This window comes from Rhabdothermincola sediminis (genome assembly GCF_014805525.1).
GTDB classification, from domain to species: domain Bacteria; phylum Actinomycetota; class Acidimicrobiia; order Acidimicrobiales; family Acidimicrobilacustridaceae; genus Rhabdothermincola; species Rhabdothermincola sediminis.
Genome location: NZ_JACFSZ010000008.1, coordinates 85,541 through 106,162 on the forward strand (window position 1 = coordinate 85,541; position 20,622 = coordinate 106,162).

The 20,622-nt window shown below is 70.0% G+C and carries 21 protein-coding genes, 1 tRNA gene and 1 pseudogene; 15 read left to right on the forward strand and 8 right to left on the reverse strand.

The genetic code is table 11. The features are described 5' to 3' along the window. Window positions 1-20 precede the first annotated feature (20 nt). The 4 genes from HZF19_RS08270 to HZF19_RS08285 all read right to left on the reverse strand — a co-directional run bounded on the left by HZF19_RS08270 (window position 21) and on the right by HZF19_RS08285 (window position 4,164). Complete coding sequence (locus tag HZF19_RS08270; protein ID WP_208028290.1) at window positions 21-2,390, reverse strand: HAD-IC family P-type ATPase; 2,370 nt, start codon at window positions 2,388-2,390, stop codon at window positions 21-23. Between the two features lie 72 nt (window positions 2,391-2,462). Continuing rightward, window positions 2,463-2,960, reverse strand: a complete 498-nt coding sequence (locus tag HZF19_RS08275; protein WP_208028291.1) for a universal stress protein — start codon at window positions 2,958-2,960, stop codon at window positions 2,463-2,465. A 28-nt stretch (window positions 2,961-2,988) separates the two neighbouring features. Beyond that, window positions 2,989-3,771, reverse strand: a complete 783-nt coding sequence (locus HZF19_RS17115) for a ribosome hibernation promotion factor (RefSeq protein ID WP_208028292.1) — start codon at window positions 3,769-3,771, stop codon at window positions 2,989-2,991. A gap of 42 nt (window positions 3,772-3,813) precedes the next feature. Beyond that, window positions 3,814-4,164 (reverse strand): hypothetical protein, encoded by a 351-nt coding sequence (locus HZF19_RS08285; protein ID WP_208028293.1) that lies wholly within the window; start codon window positions 4,162-4,164, stop codon window positions 3,814-3,816. 234 nt (window positions 4,165-4,398) lie between these two features. Here HZF19_RS08285 and HZF19_RS08290 point away from each other — a divergent pair, with 234 nt between their 5' ends. Next, window positions 4,399-4,839, forward strand: a complete 441-nt coding sequence (locus HZF19_RS08290) for a pyridoxamine 5'-phosphate oxidase family protein (RefSeq protein WP_208028294.1) — start codon at window positions 4,399-4,401, stop codon at window positions 4,837-4,839. Between the two features lie 116 nt (window positions 4,840-4,955). On the opposite strand, the gene HZF19_RS08295 is transcribed toward HZF19_RS08290, so the two are convergent. Beyond that, the gene (locus HZF19_RS08295) at window positions 4,956-6,443 is read right to left on the reverse strand and encodes a multicopper oxidase domain-containing protein (RefSeq protein ID WP_208028295.1); all 1,488 of its coding nucleotides are present in this window, start codon (window positions 6,441-6,443) and stop codon (window positions 4,956-4,958) included. Between the two features lie 233 nt (window positions 6,444-6,676). Here HZF19_RS08295 and HZF19_RS08300 point away from each other — a divergent pair, with 233 nt between their 5' ends. The 5 genes from HZF19_RS08300 to HZF19_RS08320 all read left to right on the forward strand — a co-directional run bounded on the left by HZF19_RS08300 (window position 6,677) and on the right by HZF19_RS08320 (window position 9,974). After that, window positions 6,677-7,285 (forward strand): hypothetical protein, encoded by a 609-nt coding sequence (locus HZF19_RS08300; protein ID WP_208028296.1) that lies wholly within the window; start codon window positions 6,677-6,679, stop codon window positions 7,283-7,285. A 104-nt stretch (window positions 7,286-7,389) separates the two neighbouring features. Continuing rightward, window positions 7,390-7,977, forward strand: coding sequence for a disulfide bond formation protein B (locus HZF19_RS08305; protein ID WP_208028297.1), 588 nt, complete (start codon window positions 7,390-7,392; stop codon window positions 7,975-7,977). After that, a complete protein-coding gene (locus HZF19_RS08310) occupies window positions 7,940-8,716 on the forward strand; it encodes a TlpA family protein disulfide reductase (RefSeq protein ID WP_208028298.1) in 777 nt (258 codons plus the stop codon). Before HZF19_RS08305 ends, HZF19_RS08310 begins: the two co-directional genes overlap by 38 nt. A gap of 22 nt (window positions 8,717-8,738) precedes the next feature. After that, window positions 8,739-9,491: an SDR family NAD(P)-dependent oxidoreductase gene (locus tag HZF19_RS08315; RefSeq protein ID WP_208028299.1), complete on the forward strand. Its 753-nt coding sequence runs from the start codon at window positions 8,739-8,741 to the stop codon at window positions 9,489-9,491. Window positions 9,492-9,548: 57 nt separating this feature from the next. After that, entirely contained in the window at window positions 9,549-9,974 is a 426-nt protein-coding gene (locus tag HZF19_RS08320; protein WP_208028300.1) for a universal stress protein, read from the forward strand. Between the two features lie 829 nt (window positions 9,975-10,803). Here the strand turns inward: HZF19_RS08320 and HZF19_RS08325 are convergent. From HZF19_RS08325 to HZF19_RS17415, 3 genes and pseudogenes are all read right to left on the reverse strand, one after another. After that, window positions 10,804-10,876 (reverse strand) — tRNA-Lys (locus tag HZF19_RS08325). A gap of 143 nt (window positions 10,877-11,019) precedes the next feature. Then, window positions 11,020-11,277, reverse strand: coding sequence for a hypothetical protein (locus HZF19_RS08330; protein ID WP_208028301.1), 258 nt, complete (start codon window positions 11,275-11,277; stop codon window positions 11,020-11,022). Between the two features lie 157 nt (window positions 11,278-11,434). Then, window positions 11,435-11,500, reverse strand: a pseudogene (locus HZF19_RS17415) (hypothetical protein); the annotation flags it as partial. A gap of 110 nt (window positions 11,501-11,610) precedes the next feature. Here HZF19_RS17415 and HZF19_RS08340 point away from each other — a divergent pair. From HZF19_RS08340 to HZF19_RS08380, 9 genes are all read left to right on the forward strand, one after another. Next, a complete protein-coding gene (locus HZF19_RS08340; protein WP_208028302.1) occupies window positions 11,611-11,982 on the forward strand; it encodes a hypothetical protein in 372 nt (123 codons plus the stop codon). Window positions 11,983-12,059: 77 nt separating this feature from the next. Then, window positions 12,060-12,626 (forward strand): class I SAM-dependent methyltransferase, encoded by a 567-nt coding sequence (locus tag HZF19_RS08345; RefSeq protein WP_372443447.1) that lies wholly within the window; start codon window positions 12,060-12,062, stop codon window positions 12,624-12,626. Between the two features lie 56 nt (window positions 12,627-12,682). Next, entirely contained in the window at window positions 12,683-13,462 is a 780-nt protein-coding gene (locus tag HZF19_RS08350; RefSeq protein WP_208028304.1) for an enoyl-CoA hydratase/isomerase family protein, read from the forward strand. A gap of 35 nt (window positions 13,463-13,497) precedes the next feature. Continuing rightward, window positions 13,498-14,367: an SDR family oxidoreductase gene (locus HZF19_RS08355; RefSeq protein ID WP_208028305.1), complete on the forward strand. Its 870-nt coding sequence runs from the start codon at window positions 13,498-13,500 to the stop codon at window positions 14,365-14,367. A gap of 87 nt (window positions 14,368-14,454) precedes the next feature. Then, on the forward strand, window positions 14,455-15,672 hold the full coding sequence (locus tag HZF19_RS08360; RefSeq protein WP_208028306.1) for a putative hexosyltransferase: 1,218 nt from the start codon (window positions 14,455-14,457) through the stop codon (window positions 15,670-15,672). 1 nt (window position 15,673) lies between these two features. Then, window positions 15,674-16,468, forward strand: a complete 795-nt coding sequence (locus HZF19_RS08365) for a glycosyltransferase family 2 protein (protein ID WP_208028307.1) — start codon at window positions 15,674-15,676, stop codon at window positions 16,466-16,468. Then, window positions 16,465-17,313, forward strand: a complete 849-nt coding sequence (locus HZF19_RS08370) for a carbohydrate deacetylase (protein ID WP_208028308.1) — start codon at window positions 16,465-16,467, stop codon at window positions 17,311-17,313. The genes HZF19_RS08365 and HZF19_RS08370 overlap by 4 nt, the downstream gene beginning before the upstream one ends. 7 nt (window positions 17,314-17,320) lie before the next feature. Further along, window positions 17,321-18,028, forward strand: a complete 708-nt coding sequence (locus HZF19_RS08375) for a class I SAM-dependent methyltransferase (RefSeq protein ID WP_208028309.1) — start codon at window positions 17,321-17,323, stop codon at window positions 18,026-18,028. Window positions 18,029-18,123: 95 nt separating this feature from the next. Next, entirely contained in the window at window positions 18,124-20,610 is a 2,487-nt protein-coding gene (locus tag HZF19_RS08380) for a TolB family protein (RefSeq protein WP_208028310.1), read from the forward strand. Window positions 20,611-20,622 lie beyond the last annotated feature (12 nt).

Consider the following 20,622-nt stretch of genomic DNA (forward strand, 5'->3'; position numbering starts at 1 on the left):
GCGCCTGCTGGATGAGCGGGTCAGCGAGCGGCCATCTCGAGGTTGATGGACGTGTTCCGATCGACCCAGCCAGCCAGTCGCCAGCCCAGTTCCAGCAACCCGCAGGCTGCTGCCCCCACCGCGACCGCGACCAGCAACGCATCGGCCGGCGGGAGCGGCAACTCGAAGTAGGCCCGTAGCCGGGGTAGCGCGAGGGTGAGGAAGAACGCTCCTGCCATCGATCCCACCAGCGCGGCGCGCCAGCCGTTGAAGGGCCTGGCCAGGATGGCGAGCACCCAGATGGCCACCATGAACAGCACGATGACCGCGACGGTGCGAGCGACCTCGACGTCGAGGTCCTCGACCTCGCGAGCGATCTGGTAGGCGGTGAGCGTGGCGGTCGCGGCGACCAACCCGGCGGGGGCGGCGAAGCGCAGTACTCGGGCGAGGAAGTTCGGCCGGGCCCGCCGGGCATTCGGTGCCAGCGCGAGGAAGAAACCCGGGATGCCGATGGTGAGGCTGGAGATGATCGTGAAGTGCCTGGGGATGAACGGGAACGGCAGTCCCGCGACGCCGACCGCGAGCGCGAGCAGCATGGCGTAGAAGGTCTTGGTGAGGAAGAGGTTGGCCACCCGCTCCACGTTGGCGATCACCCGGCGTCCCTCGGCCACGACCGAGGGGAACAAGGCGAAGTCGTTGCCGAGCAGCACGAACCTGGCGACGGCACGAGCAGCCTGGCTGCCGGTGCCCATCGCGACACCGATGTCGGCGTCCTTCAGTGCCAGGGTGTCGTTGACACCATCGCCGGTCATCGCCACGGTGTGCCCCGTCGACTGCAGCGCGTGGACCATCGAGCGCTTCTGTTGCGGGGTGACCCGGCCGAAGACCGCGTGGTCCTCCATCACCCGAGCGAGCTCGGTGGGGTCCTCGGGGAGCTGGCGGGCGTCGAAGGCGTGAGCCGCGCCGGCCACGCCCGCCCGCTGGGCGACCGCGGCGACGGTGACCGGGTTGTCCCCGGAGATCACCTTCACCGTGACCTGCTGGGCCTCGAAGTAGCGGATCATGCCGGGCGCGGCGTCCCGGAGCTTCTCTTCCAGCACGACGAGCGCCACCGGCACCAGCCCGTCAGGGAGCTCCTCGCCGCGCAGGCCGGCGGGCGAGCGGGCGAGCATGAGCACCCGGCGTCCTCGCTCGGTGTAGGAGCGGAGCCGCTCGGAGGCGTCACCCGACGGCGCGGCGTTGGTGAGCAGGATGTCGGGGGCTCCGAGGAACCAGCCGCCGTGGCCCTCGAAGTCCGCGGCGCTCCACTTGCGGGCGGAGGAGAACGGCACCGAGCTGCTGAGCGTCCAGCCGGGAGGGGTGGCGTACTGCGACCGGATCGCGAGCAGGCTGGGGTTCGGGTGCTCGTCTGCTGCCGCGAGCGCTGCCAGGGCGGCTGCGGCGTCGGGGTCGCCACCGTCGAGGTGCTCGACGGTGGCGAGCACCAGCTCGCCTTCGGTGAGGGTGCCGGTCTTGTCGAGACAGATGACGTCGACCCGTGCCAGCCCTTCGATGGCGGCCAGTTCCTGGGTCAGCACCTGCTGGCGGGCCAGCCGGGTGGCGCCGACCGCGAACGCGATGCTGGTCAGCAACACGAGGCCCTCGGGCACCATGGCCACCAGACCGGCGACCGAGCCCTGCACCGCGGAGATGAAGCCCTCGTCGGCACGGATCTGCGCGGTCACCAGCAACACCGCCGTGGGCGCCATGAGCCAGCCGACGAAGGAGATGATCCGGTTGATGCCCTCGCGCAGCTCCGAGCGCACGAGGGAGAAGCGGCGGGCTTCGCTGCTCAGCCGGAAGGCGTAGGCGTCGGATCCGACGCCGGTCGCCCTGATGCGGCCGCCACCGGCGACCACGAAGCTGCCGGAGAGCACGCGGTCGCCGGGTGCTTTGTCCACCGGGTCCGCTTCGCCAGTGAGCAGGGACTCGTCGACCTCCAGGCCCGCGGTGTCGATGACCGTGCCGTCCACGGTGATCTGGTCGCCGAGACTCAGCACGATCACGTCGTCGAGGACCAGCTCGCGGGTCGAGACCTCCACCGGGGCGCCGTCGCGAAGCACGGTCACCCGGGGCTGGTTGAGCAGCGCGAGCCGGTCGAGCGCCCGCTTGGAACGGGTCTCCTGGATGATGCCGATGAGAGCGTTGGCGACGAGGACGATGCCGAACAGAGCATCGCGGTACTCGCGTACCGCGAGGATCACGAGGAGCAGGCTGCCGAGCAGGAAGTTGAAGGGCGTGAAAACGTTCGCCCGGATGATTTGGCCGACGGTGCGGCTCGTGGGGTCCGGAACGTCGTTCGTGAGCCCCTCGGCGCGGCGCTGCTCGACGTCGGCGGTGGTGAGCCCGGCGGTCCGCTCGGGCTCGGCCATGACCTCCACCGCTCTTGTCTATCGCAGGTCCCGCCGGTGGCCGGAGCCGTCGGGTGGGCGCCGGTCGCGACGTCAGTCGCCCGGCCCTCCCGGCGGCCTCGGCACGACCACGACCGGACAGATCGCGTGGGTGACGCACGCCTGGCTGACCGAACCGAGCAAGAGCCCGGTGAACCCGCCGTGGCCACGTGAGCCCACCACCAGCAGGTCGGCGTCCTTCGAAGCGTCGAGCAATGCGGCTGCGGCCGGGCCTTGTGCGACCACCGGGACCACCTCGAGCTCGGGGTCCGCGGCCAGGCCCTCGTCACGGATGAGCTGCTCCAAGCCCTGGCGGGCCTCGCTGGCCATCTCGTCGACCGGCGGCAGCACGCCGAACGCCGGCATGGTCGTGAGGACCGGGTACTGCCAGGCGACGACGACCTCCAGCCGGGCACCGCGCAGCCGAGCCTCCTGAGCGGCGAAGGCGAGTGCGGCCCGGGATCCCTCGGAACCGTCGACACCCACCACGACGCGCGGCTTGGTGGTTTGTGCTGGCGCGCCGGCCGGGGCGTCGGTGGTCTCGGTCGTCATGGTGATCACCTGGGGGTCGTCTCGATGTTCATGCCGGGGTGATCAGACCGTAGTGGCCGTCGTAGCGGCGGTAGATGACGTTCCCCCTCCCCGTCTCGACGTTGACGAAGAACACGAACGGCTCCTTCGAGACGTCGAGCCGCTCCTCTGCCTCGCTGACCGCCATCGTGGCCGGTCGTTGCGTGCTGGCGACGACTGGAGCTGAGCACGACTCCGGTACCCGGTTCTCGTCGGCGGCCTGCATCAGCTCGAGATGGTCGGATCCTTCGGGATGGAACAGCACGCTGTCGGCGCCGGTCTCGATGTCGGTGAAGAGGTAGAAGTCGTGACCGAGCATGTCGAGATCGAAGGCGGCCTCCTCGCAGGTCATCGGGGCCAGGGCGAAGGTCTTGTGACGGACGATCTCCCGCTCATCGACCGGCCGATCGAAGTACTCCGGGCGTTGGGTGGGCAGGTCGCCGTGCCGCCAGCGCCCGTTTCCCGGCGGTGGGCGGTGTTGCGGATCCATCCGGTGGGTGCTGCGCTCCAGCCGGCGGCGCAGGCGGTCGGTGAGTAGATCGACGGCCTCGGTCAGGTCGTGCGCGGCCACATGAGCCCGCAGGTGTCGACCGTTCACGTCGAAGGACGCCTCTGCCAGCGCCGGCCGCTCCCGTGACGGGTTGCCTTCGAGCGAGAGCTTCACCTGCACGAACAGGATCGGTCGCTTCGTAAGACGGGCGAGATGGGTCACCTTCTCGACCGCATACTGCTTGGCGGCCTCGGGCACGTCACCTCGGGTCGTCACCTGGACCTCGAGCTCCTCGACTTCCACGTGGGCAGAACCTCCTCGGTTCGGGACGGTACGGCGAGCGGTTCAGCGCTCGGTGGGCGGGAACGTGTAGTGCTGGCTCTCCAGGATCTCCTCCAGATCGGGTTCATGCTCGACCGTGGGCGGCCGTTCGTCCTCACTCGCCCACTCCGGCTCCTCGTCGTCGAAGTAGCTCACCATCGAGCGCTCGTCAGCGTCGTCGCCGGAGGGGGTGCCGGTGTCCACGTCTGCTCGCCCGGGATCGTTGGCCGGGAGACGGTCGATCGGCGACACGTGCATCGCTTGTTCCTCGGGCTGGCGTTCTGCAGCCTGATCGGCCCGTTCGACCGCGTCGTCATCGACGAACTCGTCCGGTCGCAGGAAGGTCCACTCATCCGAGGGCTGTTCGTGCGACATCGTGGCTCCTTCCCTCAGCGACTGGTTGCTCGCTCCCAGGGTGCCCTGGCCCCGCCGACGGGGCAAGGGCGAAAAGGCCTGGCGGATCGGAGGCCCTTGGGCCTCACCGGTGCGGTCCACCGCAGGGCGAGGGGGCCGGTGGCGAGATGCCTGGAGCCGGTGACGAACGACCTTCTCCTCTGGACGTGCTCACCGGGCAGGAGGGAACCTCGGGGGTGAGCAGGAGGTGTCGCGATGCGACTGGTCGATAGCAAGACCGGGATCGAGGTGCTCGATCGCAAGACGTGCCTGGAGCTGCTGGCCGGCCAGCAGGTGGGCCGGGTGGCCGTCGTGGTCGCCGGGCAGCCCGTGATCCTGCCGGTGAACTACGTGATGGATGGAGAGGACGTCGTGTTCCGCACGGCCGAGGGCACGAAGTTCGATGCAGCGGTCCGCTCCGCCGCCGTGGCCTTCGAGGTGGACCAGACCGACGGGCGGACCCAGACCGGCTGGAGCGTCCTTGTCACCGGTCGGTCTGAGCTGGTGGTCGACGCCGCCGAGCGTGACCGGCTGGCGAAGCTCCCGTTGCGTCCCTGGTCGTCACACGAGAAGTCGAACTGGGTGCGGGTGCCCATCGGTGAGATCACCGGCCGTCGAGTGAGCCAGCCGATGCCACCCGAGGCCTTCCGGGGCTGACGAGGGTGCCCGGACGAGTGGGTGGCCGCCGCATCTTCCGGTGGCGGCCACCCACACGACGTCCGAGGTCACGGTCTGAGGTCGGGCTTCCCGAGCATCCCCGGATCTGAGAGCGCTCAGGGGGTGACGATCCAGGCGGTCACCATGCCGTGGAGGCCGGCATCGCTCTCCGCATGGGTGAGGATGTGGCAGTGGTAGGCCCAGATGCCGTACTGGGCGGCGGCCGGCTGTCCGGGCTGGTACTCGACGTTGAGGTCCTCGGGGCGGCTCTGCACCAGCACGCTGTAGCGCTCGCCCGGGGCCACGTTCAGGGTGTCGACCCAGTAGGGCTGCTCGAGGGGGAAGCCGTCCTTCGCCACCACCAGCTGCGGCATGTGGTGCAGGTGCATGGGGTGGATCTGCAGACCCTCGTTCTGGTAGTGGACGAGGTGCCAGTCGCCGACCTTGCTCACGATGGGATCGGTGGCCGGGAAGCCCTTGCCGTTCAAGGTCAGGCCGATCACGCCCGCGTCGTTCAGCACCATCGGGATCTCCTGGGCGACCTGGAGGTTCGCCGGGACGGTGACGCCGTTGATCGTCCGCCCCCGTGGCAGCGGGAGGTCACCGACTTGGAACATGCCGAACATCCCGTTCACCACCGCCACCTGGCCGTGATTGTGGGGGTGGTACATCCCGAGCTCGGGTCGGTCCGGTGCGGTGAAGGTGTAGGTGTAGGTCTCACCCGGCTTGATCGGTGGCTGGGTGATGGGCGACACGCCATCGGAGGGGAACGGCGTGGTGATCCCGTGGAAGTGGATGTCGGTGTTCACCGGTAGGTCGTTCTTGAGGACGACCTGCACCCGGTCACCCGGCTCGACCCGGATCCACGGTGAGGGCACCATCCCGTTGTAGGTCCAGGCCTCGACGGTGCGCTCGGGCTCCACCTGCCACTGGGTGATCGCCGCCGTGAGATTGAACCGCTTGGTCCCGTCCGGGAGGATCTCCGGCTCCAGCTTCTGGTTGCCGACACCCTCGGTCGGGACGGCTCGTAGGCCCGGCACGCCGTTGGTGGTCATCCCGCCGCCCGCAGCGGCCGACTCCAGGATGGCGTTCACGTAGCCGTTCGCGCTGTCGATCATCTGCTGGTCGAGCTTCGCCCAGTCCGCCGCGCTGTGGCCGCTGTGGCCACCCGCGGCGGCGGTGTCCGTGGTGGCCGCAGCCGCCCCGGCCGACACGGTGAGGGTGCCCTTCATGCCGGCGTCCGCGTGACCGGGGATGTTGCAGAGCACGTCGTAGGTGCCGGGCGCGAGGCTCGAGACGTCGAGCTCCTGGCTGGCGCCAGGAGCGAGGTCGCGGGTCTTGGGGCCGCCCACGATCTCGAGGTTGTGCACCTGAGACCCCCCGTTGGTGACCAGCAGCGACCCGCCGGTGCCGACCGAGATGCTGGCCGGCGCGATCTTGAACTCGGAGATGGTGACCGATACCGGTGGGGCCTTCGTGGTGGCAGCACCACCTTCGTCCTTGTTGACCACCACCACGATGCCGATCGCGGCTAGCAGGAACGCGGCCACGGAGAGCAGCGAGGCGAACAGCGAAAACATGCTCCGGTCGTCGTTGGGGGCCATGTGGTCCTTCCTTGCGGGAGGGTGGTTCGGGGGGATCGGGCCCGAAGACCCGTGCCGGCAGTCTGACTCGCCTGGGGAGCCGTCGGGCAGGGCAGGCGGTCGGGCGATGAAAGGACTTAGGTCCCATCGCGCCAGGACGCCGTGCCCTGTGCCAGGGCCACGCCGACCCCCGACCATCGGGTGTCGTATCGCCGATCAGGGGGTCCGCCGTAGCGGCCAGGAGGTGTAGCCCGATGCGCGTGTTGCTTCTCGAAGGGGATCCGGGAGCCGCGGCGGATGCAGCCGCCGAGTTGGCCGAGGCGGGACATGAGGTGTCCCGGTGCCACGAGGCGGGGACTCCCGCCTTCCCGTGCCGAGGCCTGACCGAGCCCGGGACCTGCCCGCTCGAGCGGGAGCACATCGACGTGGCGGTGGTAGTCCGAGGCCAGCCTGGTAACGGGCCAGCTCCCGGTGAGGACGGTGTCCGTTGCGCGCTCCGGAGGTTCGTTCCGCTCGTTGTTGCCGGTGACGTCTCCCGCTCCCCGTACACAGACTGGGCCACCGTGGTGCACGAGGGCACGGACGAGCTGGACCTGGCCGTCACCGAGGCGGCCAGTGCTCCGCTGCGCCGCCACGCCGACGCCGCGACCCGCTCGCTCCGGGAGGTGCTGAGCCGCCACGGGTTGGACGGCTCGATGGCCGAGGCGCACGTGCGCCGGGTGGGCGACGACCTGCGGGTCATGCTGCGCCCGAACGTGCCGGTGGAGCCGGCGGTGGCCGAGATGGCCTCCGTGCGGGCCGTCGGCGCGGTCCGGGCCCTCGACGCTCACCCGAGGGTGATCGACGTCACCATCGAGCACTGAGTCCGGACTGGCGCGAGCATCACGCCAGGCCTCCAGTCCAGTGAGTACGGGGGCCGCTGGTGATCCCAGCGGCCCTCGCTTCGCCCGTACACTAGCGGTCGCTCATGGGTGTGCCGACGGCCTCGTTCTTCTTCGCCGTGCTCGCGTTGTGCTGCCTCGGCGGGGTGGCGGCGACGCTGATCGCGAGTGTGGTCCAGCGGGTCGTTCCCTCACCGGTGCTGGCGGCGTTGCGCCGTGACGTAGGTGCCGCGTCGGTGGCGCTCGCAGCGCTCGTCGCGGTGGTGGCCACCATGGGGAGCCTCTACTACTCGCAGGTCGCCGGGTTCACGCCGTGCACCCTGTGTTGGTATCAGCGCATCTTCATGTACTCCCTCGCGGTCGTTCTCATCGTCGCCGCGGTGCGTCGTGACCGGGAGGTGCGCTGGTACGCCCTGCCCCTCGCCGTGACCGGGGCCGGTTTCAGCGTCTACCACAGCTGGATCCAGGCCTTCCCACCCGACAGCGGCACGTCGTTCTGCACGGCCGAGGCTCCCTGCACCACCCGTCATGTGTGGGAGTTTGGTTTCGTGTCGCTGCCGTTCATGGCGCTGTGCGGTTTCTCGTTCGTGATCACGATGATGGTGCTGGCTCGGCCCGCGCCCCAGGAGGTCTCCGTTGTCGAATCGACCGACCACGAGCTCGTCTCGCTCTGAACGGGCCCGCCAGGCCCGGGCGGCCTCCGAGGCGCGAACCCGCACCGGCTGGATCATCGGCGGCGCGGTGCTGGTCGTCCTGCTCGCCGCGGGCATCGCCCTGCTCGCCACCCGCTCGTCGGGTGATGACGTGGCCGGTGGTGGCGCGTCACCGTCGGGCGGGACGGTGGTGCCGAGTGGCGATCGGAGCACTGGGCCGGTGCAGGTCACCGGTTCCGCGCTGCCAGCGTTCTCGCAGGCCACCCCGGATACCGCGGTCGGGCAGCCTGCGCCGGGTCTCGTGGGGGAGTCCTTCGACGGGGAGGCGGTGCGCATCGATCCCGGCGACGGCCGGCCCAAGATCGTGGCGTTCCTGGCGCACTGGTGCCCCCACTGCCAGAAGGAGGTCCCGCGCCTCACCGATTGGTTGGAGGCGAACGGCATGCCGACCGACGTCGACCTCTTCGCGGTGAGCACGGCCGTGGCCCCCGATCGTGGCAACTACCCACCGGGTGCCTGGCTCCGGCGGGAGGCGTGGCCCGTACCGACCATGCTCGATGATCAGGACCAGGCCGCCGCCAGCGCCTACGGGTTGTCGTCGTTCCCGTACTTCGTGGTCATCGGGCCCGACGGCAGGGTGGTCGGGCGTGCCAGCGGCGAGCTGTCGACCTCGCAGTGGGAGGCGCTGCTCGAGGCGGCCCGAACGGGTTCGAGCACGTCGACTGGCGAGGTGGGGCCGGCCTCGCGGGTCGGCGGGTGAGGCGCGCTACGTTGCTGGGGCCATGAGCTCCACCGGCCCGACGGAGCGGTTCACGGGCAAGGTCGTGCTCGTGACGGGCTCTTCCAGCGGCATCGGCGCGGCGTGCGCCCGCGCGTTCGCCGGCGAGGGCGCGAGGGTGGTGGTGAACTCGTCGTCATCGACCGAAGCGGGGCAGGCCGTCGCGTCGTCATTGCCCGGCGCCTTCTACGTCCAGGCCGACATCTCCCGTGAGGACGACTGCCAGAGGCTGGTCGACACGGTGGTGCGGCAGGCCGGACGCCTCGACGTGCTCGTCAACAACGCTGGGGTGACCGAGGTGATCCCGCACCACGACCTCGATGCGGTCACCGACGCGGTGTTCCGGCGGATCCTCGACGTGAACGTGCTGGGCACGTGGAACCTGACCAGGCTCGCCATGCCTGCGCTGCGGTCGTCGGGCGACGGCGCGGTGGTCAACATCACCTCGGTTGCCGGCGTCCGTCCAACCGGTAGTTCGATCCCCTACGCCGCATCGAAGGCCGCGCTCAACCACCTGACCGCATTGGTCGCGAACGTGGTGGGCCCTGCGGTGCGGGTCAACGCGGTGGCGCCGGGCTTGATCCGCACACCTTGGACGGCCGGGTGGGGGCCGCTGCACGAGGCCATGGCCGAGCGCGCGCCGCTCGGTCGTTCCGGAGAACCCGAAGACGTGGCGCAGGTGGTGCTCGACGTGGCCGCGGCGCGATACCTCACCGGGCAGGTGGTGGTCGTCGACGGTGGTCTGACGCTGCGATGAAGGCGCACGAGCAGGGCCGACCCCGACTGCGTCCGGTCGGGTGATCGAGGAGGCGAGATGAACCGGGTCATCGTGGGTGTCGACGGATCGGACGGTTCCCGGGCCGCGTTGCGGTGGGCGGCCTCCGAGGCCGAGCGCTGGGGGGCACCGCTCGTCGCCGTGTGGGCGTGGGAGTTCTCGCCGCTGATCGTGGCCACCAACGCCCCGACGGAGATCGAGGAGCTGAGCCAGGCCGTCGCGCAGCGACTCCGCGAGACGCTGGTCGAGGAGCTCGGGGAGGACGGAGCCGACCGAGTCGAGGCCCATGTCGTCGAGGGCACCCCGGTGCGTGCGCTGCTCGACCAGGCCGGCGCAGACGATCTCATCGTCGTCGGCTCACGTGGCTACGGCGGGTTCAAGGGTGCGCTCCTCGGTTCGGTCAGCCAGCAGGTCGTGCACTACGCCCCCTGCCCGGTGACCGTGGTTCGCGCCGCCGGCCGCTGACCCGCGCGCAGCCCGACCCGTCGCCCATCGAACTGTTCATCGGAGCGCGGTCTCAGGCCGTTATTTCATGAACAGTTCGGGGAGAGGGAGGGGGGGACGGATATGGAGGGGGAGCCGCGATCGTGACCCGGCGGCGGTGCGCGCGACTCGTGGCCCGAGCCGACCCATCTTGGGCGCTCGTCCGACGCGGCCGGTGAGAAATTTGTCGCGTAGTCGAAATCCCTCTCAGGAACGACCGCGAGATCTTCCGATGCCCCTCCGTGACCGCTCCCGATGCGAAAGGAAGGTCACGTGGTCAATCCCCTCAACCTCTCCCGATCAGACGGTCCCACGCGCCTGAAGCGAAACCGCCTGGGGCTCGGCGCCTTGCTGGTCGTCACGGCGACGCTGCTCGGACTCCTGCCGTTGACGACGGTGGACGCAGCGACGGCGCCCATCCGGTACGGCTGGAACGGCGGCCTGCAAGGCTGGGTCGGCGAGAACAGCCAGGCATCCGTCGACACGACGACGAAGTACGAAGGCGCTGGCGCGCTGGCGGGCACCCGCTCCGTGACCCGGAGCTGGAACACCCTGCGGCTGAACAGCCCGGTCTTCTCACCGATCGATCTCCGCACCTCGGGCACGGAGCTGTCCACCTACGTGTACGTCCCCGTCGGCACGCCAGGACGGTGGAGTGCCCGTCTCAACGTGCAGAGCCCCTCGTGGGTATGGGCGTTCGGTCCGGCCGTTCCGGTCACCCCCGGACAGGACGCACTAGACCATTCGTGGGCCCCGGTCACGAGATGTTCACCTTCACGCCGGGTGATCTTCCCGAGCAGCAGCGTGGCGGTGGGCCGCCTGGGTCTCGAACCCAGCACCTTGGGATTAAAAGTCCCCTGCTCTACCCGATGAGCTAGCGGCCCATACAGCAAGATATCCCTCGGGGCGAGCACGGGATCCGAGTCGGGATCGAGCCATGAGGCGCAGAACCGCCGCCGTGGCGATCGGTATGCCGGATCCCCGGGGCGGCAGGTTCGGTGTGGACGCCCCAGAGCGGCGTTTGGGCTCAGCCCTTGCGAGCTCGGATCAGCCAGGCGGCTGACGCGTAGAGCACCCCGGCCGATCCCGCGTGGGCCTCGATGCTCGATCGGAGCGCGCCGAGCGCCCGGGACCGGCCGTCGTCGTCCAGCCCCTCGAGCATCCACTCCGAGACGTCGAGCACAAACTCGCACGCGTCGTCGGCGGTGTCGCCGAACCACATCGGCGCCTCGACCGGGTCGAGCCGGATCTCCTCGCAACCGGCGGCGACGAGGATGCCCTCCATTCGCTGTGGATCGGAGAGCGCGAAGGGGCCGGGAGCATCCGGGGGCGGCGGAGGCATGTCGCGTCCCGCAGCGAGCGCACCGGAGAGCTCCCGGGTCCACTCGTTGCCCGCGAGCGGTGCGAGCCACCTCGAGCATCGCCGAGGAGAGGTCCACGCCGAGCGCTGCCTCACCCTCAGCCAGGCGGGCGGCGTCGAGTGTGGTCTCCCCAGATCCGCAGCCCACGTCGAGGACGCGGTCGGCGGCGCCGATGCCCGCCGCTTCCAGGAACGGCTGGCGGTAGCCCGCGTCGAGCGCTCCGGCGATGGCTCGGCACGCCTGGCGAGGGCCCGGTGATGGAGTTCGAGCAGGGACTCAAGGTCTTCTTCGCGGATCACGGCAGCAAGCAGACCGCCCTGGCGGCCGTCCGGAGCATCCGCGCCTGGGCCGAGCGGCGGAACGCCGAGAACGTGGCGGTGGCACGCAGCTACCTCGCGGGTCAGGGTCCGTTCCCCGAGCGGGCCGCGGTCCTCACCCTGATGGGCCGCTTCATGGTCGACTTCGTCGACATGGTGGCAGCGTGGGCGGACTGGGCTACCACCGTGATCGAGGCGTGGCCCGATGACCTGCGACTCGCCGAGCCGGAATGGTCGGTGTGGGAGGAGACCGCCCGCCACGAGCTCCCGGAACCTGTCGACGCGGGGGCCGGGATGCGCCGATCCGGCTGACCGGACCGGGACCTATCGTGTTCGGCGTGCCTGCCGAGCCGGGATCCGCATCGCCGAGCCGCGGGCCTCGATCCCCGCTGACCCTCGGCCGCGGGTTCGACGGTGCCCGCTACCAGGAGCGCTTCGATCAGCTCCAGGCGCAGGGGGTCGACATCCACGGCGAGGCGAACCTCGTCGCCTCGTACCGGCCGCGGACCGTGCTCGACGCCGGGTGCGGTACGGGCCGGGTGGCGATCGAGTTGCACCGCCGGGGGATCGAGGTGGTGGGTGCCGATCGCGACCCGTCGATGCTCGCCGTCGCCCGGGAGCGAGCCCCGGAGATCGAGTGGGTCCTGGCGGATCTGGCGTCGCTGGACCTGGGCCGGGCCTTCGACGTGGTCGTGCTGGCCGGCAACGTGCCGCTGTTCACCCCTCCGGGAACCGAAGCCGCGCTGGTGGCAGGCTGTGCCCGCCACGTCCGCACCGGCGGCCAGATGGTTGCTGGCTTCCAGCTCGGGCGGGGATACACCCTGGCCGACCACGACCGGTACTGCGGCACGGCCGGGCTGGTGCTCGTCGAGCGGTACGCGACCTGGGACCGGGAGCCCTTCGCCGACGGCGGGGACTACGCGGTGTCGATCCACCAGCGCCCCCCGGCACCCTGACCAGCCGAACCCCCGTTGGCTAGGGTGAGTCGTCCTTCGAGCGCGCGGGAGGGCCGATGAGTGGGCGTGTGCACCTCGAGATCGACGGCCACGTTGCCGTGATCACCAACGACAACCCGGACAAGCACAACGCCTTCGACGACGAGATGGACGTGCAGCTGTTCGCCGCGTTCGAGGAGGTGAGGAACCGCCCCGAGGTGCGCGCGGTGATCTGGCGCGGAGAGGGTCAGAGCTTCTCGTCAGGCCGTGACGTGGGCGCGATCGGCACGAACCGCACCCAGCTCACCCACCACCAGCTCATGCAGCGGGGTCACCGCGGCATCCAGACCGTCCTCGCGCTCGATGTGCCGGTCATCGTGGCCTGCAAGGGTTGGACGATCGGAGGATCGTTCCAACGGGCGTTGCTCTGCGACATCCGGGTCGCGGCCGAAGGTAGTCGCTTCAGGTTGCCGGAGGTCACCCACGGCGTGATACCGGACACCGGTGGGGTGGCTCGCCTGTACCAGATGGCCGGTCACGGGCTGGTGAGCGACATGGTGTTCACCGGGCGGGTGCTGACCGCGGAGGAGGCCCTCCACCACGGCGTGGTCAGCCGTGTCGTCCCGCTCGACACCCTCGATGAGGTGGTGCGCGAGATGGCGGGCGCCATCGCGGCCGCTCCGCCTCTCACGGTCAAGCTGGCCCGCCGGGTCATCGCCAACCTCGCCGACCCCGAGGTGCTCGCCTCGATGGAAGAGGAGCTGCTCGCCCAGACCGTGATCGCGACCTCCGCCGACTTCGCCGAGTTCAAGGCATCGAAGGCCGAAGGTCGCGAGCCCCGTTACGTCCGCGGCTGAGCCGCGCACCGGTCGCCGAACCGCAAGGAGACGACATGGGTCTACCCGAACCGCCGCCGCTGGGTGCCTCGGCGCTGCCACCTGGCACCTTCGACGGCCACGTCGTGCTCGTCACGGGTGGTGGTACCGGTCTGGGCAAGGCGATCGCCACGGAGTTCGCCCGGCTCGGCGCGGCCGTCGCCATCGCCAGCCGCAAGCCCGAGCATCTCGATGCCGGGGTCGAGGCCATCGCGGCGCTGGGCGGTCCGGTTCATGCCGTGGCCTGTGACATCCGTGACCCCGAGGCGATCGCGGCGGCGTTCGACGACATCGAGCGCGTGCTGGGCCTGCCGCACGTGCTGGTGAACAACGCCGCGGCGAACTTCCCGGTGCCGGCCGAGGACATGAGCCCCAACGCCTGGCGCACGGTCGTCGACATCACCCTGAACGGCACGTTCTTCTGCGCTCGCGAGTTCGCGAGGCGCCATCTCGCGGAGGGGATCCCGGGATCGATCATCAACGTGGGTGCCTCGTACGCGTGGACCGGCGGGCCGGGCTTCGCGCACTCGGCCGCGGCGAAGGCAGGGGTGAAGAACATGGTCGAGACCCTCGCCGTCGAGTGGGGTCCCTACGGCATCCAGGTCAACGGCCTCGTGCCCGGGCTCTTCCCCCATGACGACATGACCGCGGACATCAAGGGCAACCTCGACCGCACCAGCGAGAAGGATGCCTGCCAGCCGGCGATGCGCGTCGGTCGGGTGCGCGAGCTCGGCTGGGCCGCAACCTTCCTCGCCTCGCCGTACGCACGGTTCATCTCCGGTCACACGCTCGTGGTTGACGGGGCCAACTGGCAACGGCGCACGCTCACCAACCCGCCCGTCGTCACCGTGCGCGAGCAGATGGGCAAGGGTCCGTTCCAGGCCTGACCGGCAGCCGTCGAGGACCGCCGCCCCCGCGGAGACCAGTGCGGGTCCGTTCCAGGCCTGACCGGCAGCCGTAGCCTGGGCGGCCGCATGGAGGGTCAGAGCGGGACCTGGCAACGCCTTCGTTACCCGGTCGTCGCCTTCCTCGCCGTCGCCTGCTGGCTGGTGCTGGTGGTGTGGGTCTCCGACCACTGGTTGGAGCGTCATCCCGGCTACCCGGTGGCACCTGTGCCGTTCAGGGGGTCATGGCTACTCGGGGGTTGGTTCCGCTTCGACGGGGGCTGGTACGACCTCATCGCTCGCACCGGCTACTACTCGCTCGGTCCCGATCAGCAGTCACCGGTGGCGTTCTTCCCCGCGTACCCGCTGTCGATGCGGGCCGTGGGATGGGTGCTCGGCGACGAGATCCTGGCCGGCGTCCTGATCACGTTCGTGTGCGGCCTGGTCGCGACCGTGCTGCTCTACCGGTGGACCCTCGAGCGGCTCGGGTCCTCCGCAGCGCGCACCACCGTGCTCCTGCTCGTGCTGTTCCCCTACGGGTGGTACCTGTTCGGCGCGGTGTACGCCGACGCGCTGTTCCTGGTGGCGGTGCTGGCGGCGTTCGTGCTACTGGAGCGGGACCATCCGGTCCTGGCCGGGCTCGCCGGAGCGGTCGCCACCGCGGCCCGACCGGTGGCCCTGGCGGTCGTGCTCGGTCTGGTCGCCGTGCTCGTCGAACGGCGGGGGGGTTGGCGGAAGGTCCGGGGCTTGAGACCGGCCGACGCGGGGGTGCTGCTCTCGCTCACCGGACTGGTCGCCTGGTCGGGCTACCTGTGGAGCCGCTTCGGCGACCCGCTGCTCTGGGTGAAGATCCAGCGCGCCGCAGGCTGGGACCAGGGATCGGGTCCTCGCACGTGGTTCAAGGTCACCTTCTTCCAGCGTCTCAAGCACCTGCCGTTCTGGTTGAGTGACTCCGTGACCGGCTCCACCACCCACCATCCCGCGCCCTGGACCGAGTCCGCCTACACCCTCGGGCTCATCCTGCAGGCCACCTTGCTGCTCGGGTTCCTGGCACTCACCGTCCTCGTCTGGAAGCGGCTCGGTTGGGGGTACGGGGTCTATGCGATCACCCTGCTCGCGGTGCCCCTCGCCGGCACCAAGGACTTCCAAGGTGTCGGCCGGTACCTGCTGGCGGCGTTCCCGTGCTTCGCCGTGCTGGCCACCCTCCTCGATCCTCGCCCGAGGCTGCGGCTGGCCACGCTCATCGTGAGCGCGATGCTGCTCACGTTGTTGGCGTCTGCCTATGCGCGCGGGTACTACGTTGCCTGAGATGGCCTCGTCCGCGCGCCGACCGCACTTCGAGAGCCTGACGATCTTCTTCCCGATGTGGAACGAGGAGGCCACGATCGAGCGCGCCGTGGCAGCAGCGTTCGACGCTGGCGATCGACTCGTCGCCACCGGCGAGATCGGCACCTTCGACATCCTGGTGATCGACGACGCGTCCACGGACAACACCCCGGTGATCGCGGACAAGCTGGCGGCCGAGCACGAGCAGTTGCGTGTCATCCATCACGAACGGAACCGCAAGCTCGGCGGCTCCCTGAAGACCGGCTTCGCGAACGCCACCGGCGAGCTGGTCCTCTACACCGACGCCGATCTGCCTTTCGATCTGGCGGAGACGACGAAGGCGGTCCGGCTGTTGCGCATCTACGAGGCCGACATCGTGAGCGCGTACCGGTTCGACCGCACCGGAGAAGGCCCCCGCCGGCTCGTGTACTCCTACGTCTACAACCACCTGGTGCAACTGGCGTTCGGGCTGCGCCTGCGTGACATGAACTTCGCGTTCAAGCTGCTCCGTCGCCGGGTGTTCGATCACATCGAGCTCAAGAGCGAAGGGTCCTTCATCGACGTCGAACTGCTCGCTCGCGCCCACCGGCTCGGTTTTCACATCGTCCAGTTCGGGGTCGACTACTTCCCCCGCACCAGAGGCATCTCGACGCTGTCATCGAACGCCGTCATCCTCCAGATCCTGCGCGAGATGTGGGAGTTGCGCAGCGACCTGAGATCCCTCGAACCCCTCCCTGCCAGCCTGCTGGAGCACCGCAGCCCGTCGACCGAACCATGAGCCGGTTGCTCATCGTGAACGCTGACGATTTCGGGCTGACCGAAGGCGTGTCCCGGGCCATCCTCCGATCGCACCGGGACGGGGTTGTCACCTCGACGTCGGTGCTGGCCCTCGGGCCGGCCTTCGAGCGGACGGTGCGGTGGCTCGATGACGCGCCTCAGCTCGGCACGGGCGCACACCTCGCGGCGGTGGGAGAGGATCCGCCGCTGCTGGAGGCCCGCGAGATCCCGACGCTCGTCGACACGCGGGGTCGCCTGCGGCCGTCGTGGAGGCAGCTCCTCCCGCTGCTCGCGGCCCGGCGAGTCGACCCGGCGGACATCCGCCGGGAGTTCACCGCCCAGCTCGAGCGCATCCTCGGTGCGGGGCGAGCGGTCGATCACCTCGACACCCATCAGAACGTGCACCTCTGGCCAGCCGTTCGGGACGTGCTCTTCGAGCTGGGTGAGCGCTTCGGGGTGCGCGCGGTGCGCGTCACCCGCTCCTCGGCTCGAGGTGTGATCGGCTGGACGGTGAGGCGCCTGGCTCGGGACCTCGAGGCGTGCTGCGACGAGCGGGGATGGCTCTACCCGCGGGCATCGACGGGACTCGACGAGGCGGGGGCCCTCGACCTCGGTGGCATGGTCGCCGCGGTGGACCGCCTGGCCAGCGGTGGGGCCGAATCGGCCGAGCTCGCCACCCATCCGGGCGAGCGGGGCGACCCTGATCTGCGACGGTACCGGTGGGGCTACCGGTGGAGTGACGAGCTCGAGGCCCTCTGCTCGCGGACCGTGCGCACCGCGATCGACGAAGCCGGCTTCCGGCTGGGCACCTTCGCCGAGCTCGACCCCGAGCCGACCGTGAGGTGATCGGACCGTGAAGCGGCCGCGCTCGACCATCGCCCGAACGACGCTGGCCCGCTATCGCCATGCGCCTGCCGGCGACCGCTTCCACGTGCAGGTCCGCTGGCTCACCTGCCCCATCGACGAGTTGGAGCGGCGGGTGCCACGGGCCGGCCGGATCCTCGACCTGGGGTGTGGTCACGGCTTGGTGAGCCTCTACCTGGCAGCGTGCGCCCCCGGCCGGGAGGTCACGGGTGTCGACATCGACGAGCACAAGATCGAGCTGGCGCGCCGAGCGGCGGCTGCGTCCCCGGCCACGTCGGCCGTCTTCGCGGTCTCGCCGGACGGCTCGCTACCGACCGGTGAGTGGGACGCAATCGTCATCACCGACGTGCTCTACCTGCTCGGTCCGGAGGCGAGGGCGGAGCTCCTGCGCCGGTGCGCGGCGGCGCTGGCCCCCGGCGGGCTGCTGCTGGTGAAGGAGACCGACACCCGACCGAGGTGGAAGCACCGGCTGGCGGCGTTCCAGGAGGTGCTGGCGACGAAGGTCCTGCGCATCACCGCCGGGTCAGCACTCGACTTCGCCAGCTCGACCGAGCTCGGTGAGGTGCTGCGGGCGGCCGGCTTGGAGGTAGAGGTCGAACGTCTGGACCGGGGCTACCTGCACCCCCATGTGCTGCTCACCGGCCGCCGCCCCCGGATCCCGCCCCCGGACCCCGTCCCCTCCCCGAACTGTTCATGAGATGGCGGTCGTGAGCCTCGGCTTCCTGAACAGTTCACCAGGACGCTCACTGGTACGGTGACCGCCGTCCGAACACCTGCCCTCACCTTGCGTCCATGACGACTCGAGCCGCCCGCTGCTCCGCCCCGCTGATCCTGCTCGCGCTGCTGGCCGCGGCGCTCCCGGCCGTGATCGCTCGCCCGGTGCGAGCGCTCAACCCGGGCGCGACCACCCTGCGGGGCTCGGCCAACACCAGCGGGACCATCGTGAGCGGGTGGGCCGGGCAGCTCTCGGGGGACGGGCAGTACCTGGCGTTCTCCTCCACCTCGCCGAGCGTGCTGGCCGGGGTGCCCGGCGTGCCGACCCAGGTCTACCTGCGCGGGCCCGGCCTCGGATCGGCCGCCACGCCCATCGTGCACGTGTCTCGCGGGCTGGGCGGTCTACCGGGGAACGCCGCGTCGATCCCGGTGTCGATCAGCGCCGACGGAGGGGTCGTGCTGTTCCGCTCCTACGCCACCAACCTGGTCGCCGGTGACACCAACCTCCGCTGGGACTTGTTCGTGTTCACCCGCGCCACCGGCACGGTCGAGCGGGTCTCGGTCGGGGCGAACGGGGAGCAGGCCGACGGCAACTCCTTGGTGGGCAGCCTGTCAGCCGACGGGCGGTTCGTGGCCTTCGCCTCCGACGCAACGAACCTCTGGCCCGGCGGGACGACCCGCAAGCAGGTCTACGTCCTCGATCGTCAGACCGGCTCGCTGGATCGCATCTCGGCGGCCCCGAGCGGTGTGCCAGGCGACGGCCCTTCGGACAACCCGTCGATCTCCGCGGACGGCCGGCTCGTGGCCTTCGAGTCCACGGCGAACAACCTGGGTGGTGACTCGCCGTTCAACACCAGCGGCATCTACGTCCGGGATCGCCTCCTGGGCAGCACGACCCTGGTGTCGGTCAACACGGCCGGGGTGAGTGCCAACGGCGACGCGCAGAACGCGGCGATCTCCGGTGACGGTCGGTTCGTGGTGTTCGACTCGGACTCGACCAACCTCGATCCCCGAGACGTGGGTGTCAACAACGACGTGTTCGTGCGCGATCGGCAGCTCGGCCGCACCGAGCTGGTGTCGGTCACCACCGACGACACCGTCCCCGGCGGGGACTCGTATCTGCCCGCCATCTCAGCGAACGGCCGGTTCATCACTTACACCAGCGATGCCGACGACATCGTTCCCGACGACAACAACGAATCGCTCGACGTGTTCGTCCGGGACCGGGTGTTCGCATCGACCGAGCGGGCGTCGCTGCTGGCGAACGGCGGTGAGACGGACGGCGATTCCGAGGACCCGTTCTACGACGACGGTCCCCGCATCTCCGCCGACGGCCGGTACATCGCGTTCGAGTCCTACTCGAGCAAGCTACGCGGGGGCACCACGGGAGACGACACGGCCACCTACATCCGTGATCTCGGTCTCGCTCCCGAGGGTGCATCCCGGTTCACCTCGCTCGATCCCGTCCGGATCCTCGATTCCCGTGCGGGTTCCAAGGTGGGGCCCTACTCCTCGCCGTGGGGCGCGGGGACCACCCGTGACGTGCAGGTGACGGGTGTGGGTGGTGTCCCGTCGACCGCGACCGCGGTCGTGTTGAACGTTACGGTCACCGAGACCTCCGACAGCTCGTTCCTGTCGGTGTGGCCGAAGGGCCAGGCCCGCCCGACGGTGTCGAGCCTGAACTGGCAGGCGGGCTGGACCGTCCCGAACGCGGTGACGGTGAAGGTGGGTGTCGGCGGGATGGTGAGCATGTTCAACAACCGCGGCAGCGTGCACGTGATCGTCGACGTGGTCGGTTTCTACGACCCGACCGGTGGTGCGGGGTTCACCCCGCTGGATCCGGCACGGATCCTCGATTCCCGTGCGGGTTCCAAGGTGGGGCCCTACTCCTCGCCGTGGGGCGCCGGGATGACGCGTGACGTGCAGGTGGCCGGCATAGGTGGTGTGCCGGGCGATGCCGAGGCGGTGGTATTGAACGTTACGGTCACCGAGACCTCCGACAGCTCGTTCCTGTCGGTGTGGCCGAAGGGCCAGGCCCGCCCGACGGTGTCGAGCCTGAACTGGCAGGCGGGCTGGACCGTCCCGAACGCGGTGACGGTGAAGGTGGGTGCCGGCGGGATGGTGAGCATGTTCAACAACCGCGGCAGCGTGCACGTGATCGTCGACGTCGTGGGCTACTTCCGCCGGGGGACAGGATGGACCTTCTACCCCGTCGACCCCGGCCGCATCCTGGACTCGCGACCGACCTCACAGGTGGGGCCGTATTCATCGCCTTGGAGCGCCGGGACCACGCGCGACGTGACCGTGACCGGCGGGACGGCCGCAGTTCCGTCGCTGGCCACCGCGGTCCTCATGAACGTGACGGTCACCGAGACCACCGACAGCTCGTTCCTGTCGGTGTGGCCGAAGGGCCAGCCCCGCCCGACGGTGTCGAGCTCGAACTGGAGGCCGGGCTGGACCATTCCCAACGCGGTCACCGCCAAGCTCGGCACCGGCAAGGTGAGCGTGTTCAACAACCGGGGCTCGGTGCAGGTGATCGCGGACGTGGCCGGCTGGTACGGCTGACGCGGTGGGGCA

Excerpts from the sequence above, each read along its gene's own strand:
- HZF19_RS08350 (WP_208028304.1), top strand. The coding sequence starts at position 12,683 with ATGAGTGGGCGTGTGCACCTCGAGATCGACGGCCACGTTGCCGTGATC.
- HZF19_RS08300 (WP_208028296.1), top strand. The coding sequence starts at position 6,677 with ATGCGCGTGTTGCTTCTCGAAGGGGATCCGGGAGCCGCGGCGGATGCA.
- HZF19_RS08330 (WP_208028301.1), bottom strand. The coding sequence starts at position 11,277 with ATGGAGGGCATCCTCGTCGCCGCCGGTTGCGAGGAGATCCGGCTCGAC.
- HZF19_RS08320 (WP_208028300.1), top strand. The coding sequence starts at position 9,549 with ATGAACCGGGTCATCGTGGGTGTCGACGGATCGGACGGTTCCCGGGCC.
- HZF19_RS08285 (WP_208028293.1), bottom strand. The coding sequence starts at position 4,164 with ATGTCGCACGAACAGCCCTCGGATGAGTGGACCTTCCTGCGACCGGAC.
- HZF19_RS08290 (WP_208028294.1), top strand. The coding sequence starts at position 4,399 with ATGCGACTGGTCGATAGCAAGACCGGGATCGAGGTGCTCGATCGCAAG.
- HZF19_RS08275 (WP_208028291.1), bottom strand. The coding sequence starts at position 2,960 with ATGACGACCGAGACCACCGACGCCCCGGCCGGCGCGCCAGCACAAACC.
- HZF19_RS08315 (WP_208028299.1), top strand. The coding sequence starts at position 8,739 with ATGAGCTCCACCGGCCCGACGGAGCGGTTCACGGGCAAGGTCGTGCTC.
- HZF19_RS08380 (WP_208028310.1), top strand. The coding sequence starts at position 18,124 with ATGACGACTCGAGCCGCCCGCTGCTCCGCCCCGCTGATCCTGCTCGCG.
- HZF19_RS08295 (WP_208028295.1), bottom strand. The coding sequence starts at position 6,443 with ATGGCCCCCAACGACGACCGGAGCATGTTTTCGCTGTTCGCCTCGCTG.
- HZF19_RS08355 (WP_208028305.1), top strand. The coding sequence starts at position 13,498 with ATGGGTCTACCCGAACCGCCGCCGCTGGGTGCCTCGGCGCTGCCACCT.
- HZF19_RS08370 (WP_208028308.1), top strand. The coding sequence starts at position 16,465 with ATGAGCCGGTTGCTCATCGTGAACGCTGACGATTTCGGGCTGACCGAA.
- HZF19_RS08360 (WP_208028306.1), top strand. The coding sequence starts at position 14,455 with ATGGAGGGTCAGAGCGGGACCTGGCAACGCCTTCGTTACCCGGTCGTC.
- HZF19_RS08365 (WP_208028307.1), top strand. The coding sequence starts at position 15,674 with ATGGCCTCGTCCGCGCGCCGACCGCACTTCGAGAGCCTGACGATCTTC.
- HZF19_RS08270 (WP_208028290.1), bottom strand. The coding sequence starts at position 2,390 with ATGGCCGAGCCCGAGCGGACCGCCGGGCTCACCACCGCCGACGTCGAG.
- HZF19_RS08340 (WP_208028302.1), top strand. The coding sequence starts at position 11,611 with ATGGAGTTCGAGCAGGGACTCAAGGTCTTCTTCGCGGATCACGGCAGC.
- HZF19_RS08305 (WP_208028297.1), top strand. The coding sequence starts at position 7,390 with ATGGGTGTGCCGACGGCCTCGTTCTTCTTCGCCGTGCTCGCGTTGTGC.